The organism is Pseudomonas sp. 8_5_2, from assembly GCF_059295255.1.
Genome location: NZ_CM181238.1, coordinates 5,190,020 through 5,203,954, shown reverse-complemented (window position 1 = coordinate 5,203,954; position 13,935 = coordinate 5,190,020). Strand labels below are relative to the sequence as shown.

The following is a 13,935-nucleotide window of genomic DNA, read 5'->3' as shown; positions in this document are numbered from 1 at the left end:
TGATTACCCGGGTCGATAATATTTCCGGGCGACATTCAAATGGCATCATAAGTGATGCCAATTTAATGGCAATTAGTGTTCTTCAAGAAAATGGAGTTTCGGATGCAAGACCCGGCCAAACCAGCCCAGCAAGATATCGAATTACCGAATGGCGTCTTCCCGCCGATGCCTGGGTATACCAACGAAAACCTGCTCGAAGTGGTAAACACGCCTGTTGTGGCCTTCCTTGAGGCGCTGCAAGCCGACCCCGGGTTCATTCGGGAAACCAGCATCGCGCTGGTCACCCACTTGTGGGCCGACTTGCAACGGATGGGCATCGAGTACCAGATTTCGACCTGGTACCAGACGCCGTATCAACACCCGGAAACCCGCGCGCGCAATATCAGCAGCATGGCGCTGCAGCTGGGCAGCTTTGCCGCGCAGTCGGCGTTCGAATCGTTGCAGGGCTCGCCGCTGATGAACGAGGGCGATGATCTTGTGCGAGCGTTTACCGACAAGGCGGCGTGGGGCATACATGATCATATCGTCAGGCTGAATGACCAAACGCTAACCAACCCTGAAGAGCTGATGGGGAAGAAGGCGGAACTGGTGCGTGACGAATACTCGGATTACGTAAGCGCGCCGTTCGAACTTACCCCGAACGTGTTGCCTCCGATGGCAGGTTATACCCTCGACGATTTACTGGCGGCTGTACTAAGTCCGATCGCAGCATTTCTGCAACATCACAATATCGAAAACAGCCAGATTGACGATAGCGTGGGGGCGTTGAAAGCTCAGTTGAGCAAAAGTTTCGAAAAGAACGGTATTGCCTGTTTGATTGCCTTCTATTACCTGCAGCCATTGGCTGACCCAGCACTCCGCGCACGCAATATCGCTGGTTTTGCAGAAACGGCCGAGGGTGTAGCGATGGAAGCTGCGGCCGACGCGTTGCAAGACTCACCCTTGCAGGAGCAGGGCGACGCCTTTTGCTGCGAGCTGTTCGAAATGGCTGGCAACGCCATCAAGGCACACATTCTGCAGCTGAATGATGCCACTGCCGATGCGGGTTCAGCGCCGCTGCGTTGACGCGGCCCGTGTTCAGCGCTTGAGCCCCCTGCTTTAGCAACTTGCCTATTTGGCCTCCGGCCAGAGCAGTGCCTGCGCCACAATCACGGTTTCACCGTTGAAGGTGAGCGCGGGCGAGCCGTGCAGCTGGTAGCCCAGTTCCAGGGCGGCGCTGACCCGGCGGCAGAAGTTCGCATCGTCGGGGCCGGTCAATACGCGGTAGATTGGCAGGCCGTCTGGGGGTTGGGTCATGCGGGAAGTCCTTGTCAGTAGTGGCAACGCGCAACCAGTCTAGCACTGTAAAACTCCCTGAAAATAAATGAGGTGTTTTCTCATTCTCGTTCGGCTTGTAGAAAAGGCCGGAATACAGGCCCGTCTGCCGACCCTCTACGGAGCGAGAAAATGAGTTTTACCCCGGTTCCACAGCGCCATCCATTGAGCCGTGCTGTGCACGCTGCTTTCCTTGGCCTGGTTGTCAGCAGCTGTGCGCTGCCTGCGCTTGCGCACGCTGCAAACGCTGAGCAAAACAACCCGGTGCAGCAATGGAACATTCCCGGTGGCCCACTGGCCCCGGCGCTTGACCACTTTGCGCGCCAGGCGGGGATCAGCTTGTCCTTCGACGCAAAGAGCGTAGCCAACCGCGACACGGCGGGCGTGCAGGGTACGCTGGGCACCTCGGCTGCACTCTCGTCGTTGTTGCAGGGGACCGAGCTTCAGGCGGAGCAGCAAGGCCCGAGTGCTTACCTGATAAAACCACAACCAAAGCCAGCCGGCCCGCTGGAAATTGGCGCTACCGAGGATTATCGCCTGGCGCCGCTGATCATCAATGCCAAGGTCAAGGCCAGTGCCGATGATGACCTGAACTCGGTGGTCGCCCAGGAACTTTGGGTAGGCGGCAAGGTGGCGACCAGCATCCGCAACACGCCTGCATCCGTGTCTGTGGTGACCCGCAAGGAAATGGAGCAGCGCAGTGTCAGCACCACGGAAGAGGCCCTGCAGTACACCCCGGGCGTAGTCAGTGACTTCTATGGCTCGGATGATCGCAACGACTACTTTCAGATCCGCGGCTTTCAGGCCACCACTTACCGTGACGGCCTGACCTTGAGTTCGATGCGCGGTGTGCGTGAAGACCCTTATGCCTACGAGCGCATCGAGATTCTGCGCGGCGCCAACTCCACCTTGTTTGGCCCGGCAGACCCAGGCGGCTCGGTGAACTTCGTGACCAAGCAGCCGCGCTTCGAGCAGTTTGGCCAAGGCTACGTGACCTATGGCTCGTATGACCATGCAGAGACCGGCATTGACGTGGGCGATGCCCTGAACGACGACCAGACCCTGGCCGGCCGCTTCACTGCCAAGATGCAGAACAGCGACCGCGAGTACGACCACTCGCAGGACGACAACCGGTTCATCATGGGCGGCCTGACCTGGGCGCCAACCGATTTCACCTCGGCCACCGTGATCCTGGACTACCTGAAGACCAACAGCTCGCCGAACAGCGGTGGCTACCCGCTGGACAAGGAATACGACCGCAGCGACTTCTTTGGTGAGCCCAGCTACAACTTTCATGATGTGGAGCGCACCAGCCTCAGCGGCAACATCACCCACGACTTCGACAACGGCTTTGTGCTGCGCAGCAACCTGCGCTATAGCGAGCTGAGCGATGACTTTGGCTATGTCTACCTGAGCGACAGCGCCGCACGTGTGGGCACCACCATCCCCCGCTACGTGTTTGGCACCGACAGCGAAGCCGATCAGCTCAACGGCAACCTGATGCTGCAGTACGACGCCCGGTTCGAGCACATCGACAGCAGCACCCTGGTGGGTGTGGAGTACCTTGATTCGACGACCAAACAGAGTTCGGTTTACAGCCTGGCGCCTTCCATCGACATCGCCAACCCGGTGTTCACCGGCGTTTCGGGGGGCGTCACGCCTTATACCCGCAAGCAAAATGACGCCACCACCAAGGCGGTGTTCCTGCAGCAGAACCTGTCGTTCTACGACCGTCTGATCGCCACGGCGGGTGTGCGCAATGACTCGATGGACCTGTCCAGCAAGGAGTACGTGGGCGGGGCACAGAAGCAAAGCGACAACTTCTCCGAGACCTCATACCGCGGCGCACTGACTTACATCGTCAATGATGAAGTCTCCACCTACGTAAGCATGGTGGAATCGGTGTCGCCACCCCAGGTTGGCGTAACCCCGCAGACCGGTCGGCAGTACGAAGTGGGCGTGAAGTACTCGCCTGTGGGCATGGACGCATTGTTCTCCGCCGCCGTTTACGACCTGACCCAGGAAAACGTCACCATTGCCGTGGTGCTGCCCAGCGGCATCATCGAGCAGCAAACCGTTGGCGAGTCACGCGCGCGCGGCCTGGACCTGGAAGGCAAGGCGCAAATCACCCAGAACCTCAGCCTGATCGGTGCTTATTCCTACATGGAGACCGAGGTGCTGCGCGGGGCGTTGTATGACGGTTCTTCGCTAAAGGGCAAGGAGTTTACCGTCGCGCCGAAGCATACCGCCTCGCTGTGGAGCTACTACGACATTCCCGACACTGACGTGAGCGTTGGCCTGGGTGCACGCTATGTGGGCGGTTACTACATGGATGCAGCCAACACCAAGAAAAGCGACGGCACCACGCTGTTTGACGCGGCGTTGAACTACAAGATTGCCAAGGGCACAGACCTTGCGCTGAATGTCAGCAACCTGTTTGACGAGCAGCATGTGGTGGGGTCGGGTACGGCGAACTACTACAATCCGGGGCGTGAGGTTACGGCCAAGGTGAGTTACAACTGGTAAGCGTCTAGCGATGGCACGAGCTGCGACAAGATCCAGAGTCTGTAAAGACCTCTGTGGGAGCGGCTTCAGCCGCGAACACCGGCGCAGCCGGTGCCATCCACCGCGTCACACACTGAGCGGGCGAGCCGGCAGGTTCATGCGCGTTATTCAGGGGCTAGCGCATCATGCCCAGTTCGGCATCGTCCAGCAGTGCTTTGCCCAAGGCGCACAGGTAGTGCGCGGCCCAGATCAGCTGCGGTTTATCTTCCATCAGCCCGTCGATGGTCAGGTCCCGTGCGTAGCCCATTAGCTCGGAAGCCTGCTCGCGGGCGTTCTGGCAAGGGATGCCAGCTTCGATGCGGAACAGGGGGTGGGTCTGGTTTTCGCCTTGAAAGAAGATGGTTTTACCGACGGTGCAGTTCGTGTCTTCGGTGGTCATTGGTCTATCTCCCTGGTCTTGTTGTTGTCTGGGCGGGCCCTATCGCCGGCAAGCCGGGCTCCCACAGGTTTTCGCTTGGCCTGCGATTCAATGCATCGGATTCAGGGAGGTGGTGGGGTGGGTCGGGGACTATCTTCAGCATGGCATGGCTCCTGTCGTAGTGAAGCAACCACTCACCGCGGCTAAACAGTAAGGTGGCAGCTGTACGCGGGTTAGCCGACCGGGACGTCAGGCACCCGGCGCACCCGAAGGTGCCCCACGCACAGCCGCCATAAAGCGCCAATGCCGATTGCTCGGAATTGCACGGCTGTGTTGTCTGACGAAATCGGGCGGCTAAACCCGGTCGTTGAATGCCAACGACGCGTCGAGACTAGAGACCACATTTACCGTGTGCAACGGAAAACAGACGCTGGGAGTATCTTTGGGAAACGCCCTACAAGGAAGGGGTTAAATCCGACTTTTTGACCCGCAGATCGCAAAATCCAGGCACAAAAAAAGACGCCCGAGGGCGTCTTCTTTCTAGGATTTGGTGGAGCCGGGGGGATTTGAACCCCCGTCCGCCAGTACTCCGCTGTCGGTACTACATGCTTAGCCGTGTCTACTGATTTAATCCGCAGCCGCCCGACGGGCAGGGTGCTTTGGATGAGTTGTGTAAGTTTTAGTCACTTCGCCCACAACGTGCTACGCGACGATCCTGTTCTGTATGACAATCAGTTCGGGTTTACAGGCATCCCCTAATGATTGCTGGAGCCGAAGCTACCAGAAGCAACGGGTCAAGAGGGCCGCTTACGCAGCCAGCTTGAACTCCGCGCCGTAGTTTTCGTCATTGGCAACTATAAAAGTTGCAACAGTGGATTTACGAGTTCTGTTACCAACTCGGCATGCACCTAGAGTTTCGCTACCGGCGTCGAATCCTAATCGGCCCCACACTAGCGTTACGCTAACGCACCTTACGGCACGTGGGGTGGAGTATACGCCATTGCGCGGGCGACGTCGACAGCCGGTCCGGTCGCCCGCAACGAGACATCAAGTACCGCTACCACCGGCCGAACCGCTGCCTTTCTCGGTTTTTTCCAGACGCTCCAGCACCTTGCTGGTGATCGCGATGCATTCCTTGGTGTCGCCTGAGGCCTGGGCGGCCTTGGCTTTGTCGACGTGTTCGGTCACGGCCTTGTCCATGCCTTCGGAGGTGGCGCCGGCGGTGGCCATGCTGTCATCGATCTTTTGCAGGTTGATGGTGCAGAGGTCTTCGGCGGCGAACGCCGGCGAAGCCAGCAGGGTTGCGGCCGCGAACAGGGCCGAAAGCGCGGTACCTTTCATGGGAGTCTCCTCTGGGGCCTCGGGAAGGTGGGCCTGTAAGGTGGACTGCGGGGTATTGGCGGGGGTTCAATCGGGATGGTGGTCGCGAGGATGGTGAGTGTGGAGACCACGTGCGCTGCAACCTGTAGGAGCGGCCTTGCGTCGCGAAAGGGTTGCGAAGCAGCCCCAGGATTTCAACGTTTGTGCATAGATCGGGGCCGCTTCGCGGCCCATCGCGACACAGGGCCGCTCCTACAGAGGACGCGTTAGTCGGTCACAGACTGCGTGGGCGGGTCACGCGGTCGACCAGGTAGACCAGCCCGTGGTAGTCGATGCCGCTGTGGCTGCTCAAGCCGATCTCGCAGGTACGGCTGGTGGAAATGCCTTCGCCGCAATACTGCACCGCATCCTTCAGGCTGCGCAGCGAATGGGCATTAAGCTCGGGAGTGGTGAAGCCCTTGTCGCCAGCGAAGCCGCAACAGTGAATGCCTTCCGGTATTACCACTTGCTTGCTGCAACGCCGCGCCAGGTCGATCAGCGCCTGGCTTTCGCCCAGGTGCTGGGTGCTGCAGGTCACGTGCACGGCCACCGGCTCGTCCTGGGGGGTGAACTCCAGGCGGTCGAGCAGGTGGGTGCGGATGAAGCGCACCGGGTCGTAGAGGTCCAGCCGGGTTTCACCCAGGTCTTGCACCAGGCGCAGGGTGCAGGGGCTGGTGTCGCAGTAGATCGGGTCAAGGCCGCCACGGCTGGCGTGCAGCAGTGCGTTGATCAGCTCCTGGCGCTTGTGTTCGGCCTGCTCGGGGTAACCCTTGGAGGCGAACGGCTGGCCGCAGCACAGGCTGTCGGCGTTTTCGGGGAACACCACCTGGTAGCCGGCCTTTTCCAGCAGGGCGCGGGTCTTGTCCAGCAGCGAGCTCTGTTCGCGGTCGGCGTACGCCGGGCCCATGACGCGCGACACGCAGGCGGCCAGGTACACCACGCGCGGGCGGGCGTCGTTGCTGGCCGCGCTGAACTGCAGCGGGCGCAGCGGTTGTGGCATGGCCGCGGTCCACTGCGGCAGGCGGCCGTTGCTGGCTTTGCTCATGGATGCGCTCAGGCGGGCCAGGCGGGGCGCGCCGAGCAGCTTGCGTGCAGTGTTGGCGGCGGTCAGGGTCAGGCGCGCGCCGCCCAGTGCTGTGTTGAAATGCTCGGCGAGCCAGTCGGCTGTTTTTGGGTGACCGGCAGCCTGGCTGCGTAGCTTCTTGACCAGTTCGCCGGTGTTGATTCCGACCGGGCAGCGTTGCGCGCACAGCCCGGTGGCGGCACAGGTGTCGATGCCTTGGTACTGGAAGGTCTTCATCAGGTCGCCGGTGTCGATACCGGCGCGTTGCCTGGCCTGGATGTCGCGCCACATGACGATGCGCTGGCGCGGGCTGAGGGTCAGCCCCTTGGACGGGCAGACCGGCTCGCAGAAACCGCATTCGATGCACTTGTCGACGATCTCGTCGGCAGCGGGCAGCGGCTTGAGGTTTTTCAGGTGTATATCCGGGTCTTCGCTCAGCACCACGTCGGGGTTGAAGATGCCATTGGGGTCGAGCAGGCGCTTGAGCTTCCACATCAGCTGGTAGGCATCCTGGCCCCATTCCAGCTCCACGAACGGCGCCATGTTGCGCCCGGTGCCGTGCTCGGCTTTCAGCGAACCGCCGAATTCCACCGCCACCAGTTGCGCCACGTCATCCATGAATGCCTGGTAGCGGGCCACTTCTGCGGCGCTGTTGAAGCCTTGGGTGAAGACGAAGTGCAGGTTGCCTTCCAGGGCATGACCGAAAATGATCGCTTCGTCGTAGCGGTGCTTGTCGAACAGCTGAATCAGCCGGTTGACCCCTTCGGCCAGTTGCTCGACGGGGAAGGTCACGTCTTCGATGATGACCGTGGTGCCGGTCTGGCGCACGGCGCCGACGGCGGGGAAGGTGTCCTTGCGGATTTTCCACAGCTGGTTGTACACCGCCGGGTCTTCGCTGAAGTCGACCTGTTGTTCCAGCGGGAAATCGGCGATGGAGACCATTATCTGTTGCAACTGTTCGTGCAGCAGGCTCTGGCTGGCGGCGCGTGATTCGATCAGCAGGGCGCAGGCGTTGTCCGACAGGCCTTTGACCCACAGCGGCATGCCCGGCATGTTCTGCACCGAGCGCAGGCTGCGGCGGTCGAGCAGCTCCACGGCGGACACCGGCTGGCGCTTGAGCAGGGGCACGGCGCGACAGCAGCTTTCGACGCTGGGGAACACCAGCAAGGCGCTGGCCTTGTGCGGGTGGTCGGGCACGGTGTCGTAGGTGACGGCGCTGATAAAGCCCAGCGTGCCTTCGGAACCGACCAGCAGATGTTGCAGGATATCCAGCGGCTGGTCGTAGTCCACCAGCGCGTTCAGTGACAGACCGGTGGTGTTCTTCAGTCGGTACTTGTGCCGGATGCGCTCGGCCAGTGCGGTGTTGGCACGGGTTTCACGGCCCAGGCGGGCCAGTGATTCCAGCAAGTCAGCGTGGCTGCTTGCAAAGGCTTCTACGCTGGCCGGGTCTTCGCTGTCCAGGCGGGTGCCGTCGGCCAGCACCAGGCGCAGGCCGGCCAGGGTGTGGTAGGTGTTCTGCGCGGTACCGCAGCACATGCCGCTGGCGTTGTTGGCGACGATGCCGCCGATTTTGCAGGCGTTGATCGAGGCCGGGTCGGGGCCGATCTTGCGCCCGAAAGGGGCCAGCCAAGCGTTGGCCTGGGCACCGATCACGCCCGGCTGCAGGCGAATCTGCTCGCCCTGGCCACGAATCTCGCGACCGTTCCAGTTGTCGCCGAGCACAATCAGCACCGAATCGCTGATGGCCTGGCCAGACAGGCTGGTGCCGGCGGCGCGGAAGGTAACCGGCACCCGCTCGCGCTGAGCCAGCTTGATCAGGCCGACCACTTCGTCCTCGGACTCGACGCGTACCACCAGCTTGGGGATCAGCCGGTAGAAGCTGGCGTCGGTGCCGAAGGCCAAGGTAGAGGTGGGGTCGTCGAACCGGCGTTCGGCGGGGATCAGGCGCTCGGCATCACGCAGAAACGCGGCGGGCAGGCTCATGCAGTCTCCTCGCGGGGCCACGGCGTCTGGCGCGCGGTGTGCCCCGGTCATTCAGGCAGTGGTGGGTGCAGGCGTCAGGCGCCCAGTTCGCGTACCAGCGAGTCGCGGGTGATTTCGCTGATCGACTTGGCACCGGTCAGCACCATGGCTACGCGCATTTCCTTCTCGAACAGCTCCAGCAGGTTTTTCACCCCGGCCTGGCCGTGCACGGCCAATGCCCAGAGGAACGCGCGGCCGATCAGTACGGTGTCGGCGCCCATGGCGATCATGCGCACTACGTCGAGACCGCTGCGGATGCCCGAGTCGGCAAGAATCTTGATGTCACCTTTGACTGCGTCAGCGATGGCGGGCAGGGCGCGGGCGCTGGACAGCACGCCGTCGAGCTGGCGGCCGCCGTGGTTGGAGACGACGATGCCGTCGGCACCGAAGCGGACCGCATCGCGGGCATCATCGGCATCGAGAATGCCCTTGATGATCATCGGGCCATCCCAGAACTCGCGGATCCACTCCAGGTCTTTCCAGGAAATGGAAGGGTCGAAGTTGTTGGCCAGCCAGCCAATGTAGTCGGCAAGGCCCGTGGGGTTGCCACGGTAGGTGGAGATGTTGCCCAAGTCGTGTGGGCGCCCCATCACCCCGACATCCCACGCCCATTCGGGGTGGGTCATGGCTTGCAGAACGCGGCGCAGCGGGCCGTTCTTGCCGCTCATGCCTGAGTGAGCGTCACGGTAGCGGGCGCCGGGGGTCGGCATGTCGACGGTGAATACCAGGGTTTTAACCCCGGCTGCCTTGGCGCGCTCCAGCGCGTTGCGCATGAAGCCGCGGTCCTTGAGTACATACAGCTGGAACCACATCGGCCGGTTGATGGCAGGCGCCACCTCTTCGATCGGGCACACCGACACCGTGGACATGGTGAACGGGATGCCATGGGCTGCCGCTGCGCGCGCGGCCTGCACTTCGCCACGGCGGGCGTACATGCCGGTAAGGCCGACCGGGGCAAGGGCCACCGGCATGCTCAGGGTTTCGTCGAACAGCCTGGTTTCCAGGCTGAGTTCGGACATGTTCTTCAGCACGCGCTGGCGCAGGGCGATGCTGGCCAGGTCCGACACGTTGTGGCGCAGGGTGTGCTCGGCGTAGGCGCCGCCGTCGGCATAGTGGAACAGGAAGGGAGGCAGCTTGCGTTGGGCCGCGGCGCGATAGTCGGTAGAGGCAGAAATAATCATGGATTCTCGCAGCGTTGCTTGTGGGGAGTGCCGGGCGCAGCTGGCGCCCGGCCCCTTTCACTTTAGTGATGAACCAGCATGCCGGTCAGCCAGTAGGCCTGGACCAGGGTGATCAGGCCGACGATGGTGGCGAAGAACAGGCTGTGCTTGACGGTGAAGCGGAACAGATCGGATTCCTTGCCGACCAGGCCGGTAGCGGCGCAAGCCACGGCGATCGACTGCGGCGAAATCATCTTGCCGGTTACGCCGCCGCTGGTGTTGGCGGCCACCAGCAGGGTGTCGTTGACCCCGATCTGGTGCGCGGTGGTGGCCTGCAGCGAGCTGAACAGGGCGTTGGACGAAGTGTCCGAGCCCGTCAGGAACACGCCCAGCCAGCCGAGGAACGGCGAGAAGAACGGGAAGGCAGCGCCAGTGCCGGCCAGCACCAGAGCCATGGTCGAGGACATGCCCGAGTAGTTGGTGACGAAGGCAAAGGCCAGCACCATGCCGATCGACAGGATTGGCCAGCGCAGTTCCCAGAAGGTCTCCTTGAAAGTGGTCAGACCAGTTTTGAAGTTGATCTTCAGCACGGCCATGGAGATCAGCGCCGACAGGAAGATCGCGGTGCCGGTGGCAGAGATCGGGTCGAGCTTGAACACCGCCGGCATGGCGGTCGGCGCGGCGACGATCGGCGCGGTCTTGATCACCAGCTGGTCGAGGTGCGGGATGGCGAAATTGAACACGAAGTTGTACATCGCGCCGCCTGGGGCGAAGGCTGCCTTGAACGGCTTCAGGGTCCAGATGGTGACCAGCACGGTAAGGATCAGGAACGGCGACCAGGCCTTGAAAATTTCGCCAAAGCTGTAGGGCGTCGGCTGGCTGCCGGTCGGCTGCACCACGGCGGCGCCAACGCTGCCTTTGGCTTCGCTGAACGAGCGCTTGGGCTGCCAGACTTTCAGGAACAGGGTCAGGCAGATCAGGCTGGCCAGCGCCGAGGTGATGTCCGGCAGCTCGGGGCCGATGAAGTTCGAGGTGAAGTACTGGGTCACGGCGAAGCTCAGGCCGGCGACCAGGGCGGCAGGCCAGGTTTCCTTCACGCCGCGCAGCCCGTCCATCATGAACACCAGCCAGAACGGTACGAACAACGACAGCAGCGGCAGCTGGCGGCCGGTCATGGCGCCGATGTGGAAGGCGTCGATACCGGTGACCTGGCCGGCCACGATGATCGGGATGCCCAGGGCGCCGAAGGCCACCGGTGCGGTGTTGGCGATCAGGCACAGGCCGGCGGCGTACAGTGGGTTGAAGCCCAGGCCTACCAGCAGCGCTGCGGTAATTGCCACCGGTGCACCAAAGCCCGCCGCGCCTTCCAGGAAGGCACCGAAGCAGAAGCCGATCAGCAGCACTTGCAGGCGCTGGTCGTCGGTGATCGACAGCACCGAGCTGCGGATCACTTCGAACTGGCCGCTCTTGACCGTGAGTTTGTACAGGAACACCGCGGCAACGATGATCCAGGCAATGGGCCAGAGGCCGTAGAGGAAGCCATAACCCGCGGCGGCGAAAGCCATGTCGACAGGCATCTGGAAGGCGAAGATCGCCACCAGGATCGACAGCGCGAGGGTGATGCTGCCCGCCACGTGGCCCTTGAGGCGGAACACGGCGAGGGCAAGGAAGAAGAACACAATGGGAATGACCGCCGCCAGTGCGGACAAGCCAAGACTACCAAGCGGGCTATAGAGTTGTTGCCAGGTTTGCATATGGGGTGGCCCCTAATTGTTGTTGGTCAGCACTGGCATTGGATAATTGGTAAGACCAATTTACAATGACTGGACGCTAGGTTAAAAGCGCTGTCGTGGGTGTGTCAATTTGTCCTGTGCAAAACTTTGGTCGGGTACCGATGAACGGGCGCCTGGTGCGCTGGGAAAATCGTGGCTTGATGGGTGTTTGCGCGGCCTGGATCGGCGAGAATAGGCGCCCCCTGAAATCTGCCGGGGTTTGTGGAGAGCATGTGATGGTTTTTGATCAGGTCCGCCAACGGCGCCTGTCCGACGATATTGTCGATCGGTTGGAAGGGATGATTCTGGAAGGCACGCTGACCTCGGGGCAGCGGCTGCCGGCCGAGCGCGTCCTCGCCGAGCAGTTCGGCGTGTCTCGCCCGTCACTGCGTGAGGCGATCCAGAAGCTGGTGGCCAAGGGGCTGCTGGTCAGCCGCCAGGGAGGGGGCAATTTTGTAGCCGAATCCCTGGGCTCCACGTTCAGCGACCCGTTGCTGCAATTGCTTGAGCACAGTGCAGAGGCGCAGCGCGATCTGCTCGAATTCCGCCATACCCTGGAAGCGTCCTGTGCGTATTACGCAGCCCAGCGCGCCACCGAGCCAGACCGGGCGCGGCTGAAGGCAGCCTTCGATGTGCTTCAGGACTGCTATTCCAGGGTCGACGAAGTGACCCGGGCAGAAGAGGGCGCGGCGGATGCGCGCTTCCACCTGGCGATTGCCGAGGCCAGCCATAACGCGGTGTTGCTACACACCATCCGTGGCTTGTTCGACCTGCTCAAGCGCAACGTGGTGACCAACATCGGTGGCATGTACCAGCAGCGCACCGAAACCCGGGACATGCTGATCAGTCAGCATCGGGAGCTTTACCTGGCGATTGTCGAGGGCAGGGCGGAGGATGCGCGAGAAATATCCAGCCGGCACATTCTGTATGTGCAGGAAGTGCTGGCAGAGGCGCAGCAAGAGGCGCAGCGGGTGGCGCGGGCAGAGCGGCGCAGCGGTCGCTGACCTTCGCTGGTCTCATCGCCGGCAAGCCAGCTCCCACAGGTGTTGCATTGGCTGTGAGCCGTGTGCAGTACCTGTGGAAGCTGGCTTGCCGGCGATGAGGCCAGAACAGGCTAACCGAAAGATCTGGTCTCCCACAGGTGTTGCATTGGCTGTGAGCCCTATGCAGTACCTGTGGGAGCTGGCTTGCCGGCGATGAGGCCAGAACAGGCTAACCGAAAGATCTAGTCTTCCTTGCCCTTGTTGCGCACAGCCCGCTGCAGCTCGCGGTTGGAATCGCGTTCGCGCACCGTGTCGCGCTTGTCGAATTCCTTCTTGCCCTTGCCCAGTGCGATTTCACACTTGATCAGGTGCTTGCTCCAGTACAGCGACATGGCGACGCAGGTGTAACCCTTTTGCGCCACCGCCGCTTCCAGGCGCTCGAGCTCGCGCTTGTTCAGCAGCAGCTTGCGCGTGCGCATCGGGTCGGCGATGACATGCGTGCTGGCCGTGGTCAGCGGGGTGATGTGGCTGCCGAACAGCCAGGCTTCGCCGTCCTTGAGCAGCACGTAGCTGTCAACGAGGTGCGCCTTGCCGGCCCGCAGGCTTTTTACTTCCCAGCCGGACAGGACCAGCCCGGCCTCGAACTTGTGTTCGATGAAGTAATCGTGTCGCGCTTTCTTGTTCTGCGCGATGGTCCCGGTCGGATGTTTTTTTTGCTTAGCCATAGGGGCGGCATTATAGGCAAGTCCGCGCGTCGTCCGCTATGGGATTTCGGTGTGCTTGAGCCACTGCAATGAATACCGGACAATACAGCCCCTGTCTTGTCGACAGAACCTGTTTTCGGCACGCTGCGAAGCGCCGCCACCCAGCCTTGGAAGTGATGCCTGGATGACTACCCATATTCAACGCTCCGCCCTGCTGCCATACCCTGCCCAGGCGCTCTACGATCTGGTCAACGATGTGGCCAGCTACCCAGAGTTCCTGCCGTGGTGCTCGGCTTCGACGGTGCTCGAGTGCAGCGACACGCACATGCGTGCCAAGCTCGAAGTGGCCAAGGGTGGCATGAGCCAGCACTTCGTCACGCGTAACGTGCTGGTGCCTGGGCAGTCCATCGAGATGAACCTGGAAGAGGGGCCGTTCACCCAGTTGCATGGCCTGTGGGTGTTCAAGCCGTTGGGTGAAAAAGCCTGCAAGATCAGCCTGGACCTGTCGTTCGATTATGCCGGGTCAATCGTGCGCGCTACCTTGGGGCCTCTTTTCAACCAGGCCGCCAACACCCTGGTGGACGCCTTCTGCCAGCGCGCCAAGCAACTGAATGCCTGACGCATAGAGCGGCAAC

Annotated in this window: 11 protein-coding genes and 1 other RNA gene; 4 read left to right on the top strand and 8 right to left on the bottom strand. The window is 61.8% G+C overall.

The genetic code is table 11. The features are described from left to right. The first annotated feature begins 102 nt into the window (after window positions 1-102). Window positions 103-1,065 (top strand): hypothetical protein, encoded by a 963-nt coding sequence (locus AC5O5R_RS23810; protein ID WP_494514765.1) that lies wholly within the window; start codon window positions 103-105, stop codon window positions 1,063-1,065. A 45-nt stretch (window positions 1,066-1,110) separates the two neighbouring features. Here AC5O5R_RS23810 and AC5O5R_RS23805 read toward each other — a convergent pair whose 3' ends face one another. After that, a complete protein-coding gene (locus tag AC5O5R_RS23805) occupies window positions 1,111-1,296 on the bottom strand; it encodes a DUF1737 domain-containing protein (RefSeq protein ID WP_172222421.1) in 186 nt (61 codons plus the stop codon). 150 nt (window positions 1,297-1,446) lie between these two features. Between AC5O5R_RS23805 and AC5O5R_RS23800 the strand changes: the two genes are divergently transcribed. Beyond that, window positions 1,447-3,840 carry a TonB-dependent siderophore receptor gene (locus AC5O5R_RS23800; RefSeq protein WP_172222426.1) on the top strand — a complete coding sequence of 798 codons (2,394 nt, stop codon included), beginning with the start codon at window positions 1,447-1,449 and terminating at the stop codon, window positions 3,838-3,840. A gap of 154 nt (window positions 3,841-3,994) precedes the next feature. On the opposite strand, the gene AC5O5R_RS23795 is transcribed toward AC5O5R_RS23800, so the two are convergent. From AC5O5R_RS23795 to AC5O5R_RS23770, 6 genes are all read right to left on the bottom strand, one after another. After that, on the bottom strand, window positions 3,995-4,258 hold the full coding sequence (locus tag AC5O5R_RS23795; protein WP_172222431.1) for a DUF3077 domain-containing protein: 264 nt from the start codon (window positions 4,256-4,258) through the stop codon (window positions 3,995-3,997). A 527-nt stretch (window positions 4,259-4,785) separates the two neighbouring features. Further along, window positions 4,786-5,184: a transfer-messenger RNA gene (gene ssrA, locus AC5O5R_RS23790) on the bottom strand. 100 nt (window positions 5,185-5,284) lie between these two features. Then, window positions 5,285-5,578, bottom strand: a complete 294-nt coding sequence (locus tag AC5O5R_RS23785; RefSeq protein WP_172222436.1) for a PA2433 domain-containing protein — start codon at window positions 5,576-5,578, stop codon at window positions 5,285-5,287. Between the two features lie 253 nt (window positions 5,579-5,831). Next, on the bottom strand, window positions 5,832-8,642 hold the full coding sequence (locus tag AC5O5R_RS23780) for an FAD-binding and (Fe-S)-binding domain-containing protein (protein ID WP_172222439.1): 2,811 nt from the start codon (window positions 8,640-8,642) through the stop codon (window positions 5,832-5,834). A 74-nt stretch (window positions 8,643-8,716) separates the two neighbouring features. After that, complete coding sequence (gene lldD / locus AC5O5R_RS23775) at window positions 8,717-9,862, bottom strand: FMN-dependent L-lactate dehydrogenase LldD (protein WP_172222458.1); 1,146 nt, start codon at window positions 9,860-9,862, stop codon at window positions 8,717-8,719. 62 nt (window positions 9,863-9,924) lie between these two features. After that, a complete protein-coding gene (locus AC5O5R_RS23770; protein WP_172222462.1) occupies window positions 9,925-11,595 on the bottom strand; it encodes a lactate permease LctP family transporter in 1,671 nt (556 codons plus the stop codon). A gap of 254 nt (window positions 11,596-11,849) precedes the next feature. Between AC5O5R_RS23770 and AC5O5R_RS23765 the strand changes: the two genes are divergently transcribed. Continuing rightward, on the top strand, window positions 11,850-12,617 hold the full coding sequence (locus AC5O5R_RS23765) for an FCD domain-containing protein (protein ID WP_172222465.1): 768 nt from the start codon (window positions 11,850-11,852) through the stop codon (window positions 12,615-12,617). A gap of 221 nt (window positions 12,618-12,838) precedes the next feature. On the opposite strand, the gene smpB is transcribed toward AC5O5R_RS23765, so the two are convergent. After that, window positions 12,839-13,321 carry an SsrA-binding protein SmpB gene (smpB, locus tag AC5O5R_RS23760; RefSeq protein ID WP_172222482.1) on the bottom strand — a complete coding sequence of 161 codons (483 nt, stop codon included), beginning with the start codon at window positions 13,319-13,321 and terminating at the stop codon, window positions 12,839-12,841. 163 nt (window positions 13,322-13,484) lie between these two features. Here smpB and AC5O5R_RS23755 point away from each other — a divergent pair, with 163 nt between their 5' ends. Further along, on the top strand, window positions 13,485-13,919 hold the full coding sequence (locus AC5O5R_RS23755; protein ID WP_172222485.1) for a type II toxin-antitoxin system RatA family toxin: 435 nt from the start codon (window positions 13,485-13,487) through the stop codon (window positions 13,917-13,919). The last annotated feature ends 16 nt before the right edge of the window (window positions 13,920-13,935 follow it).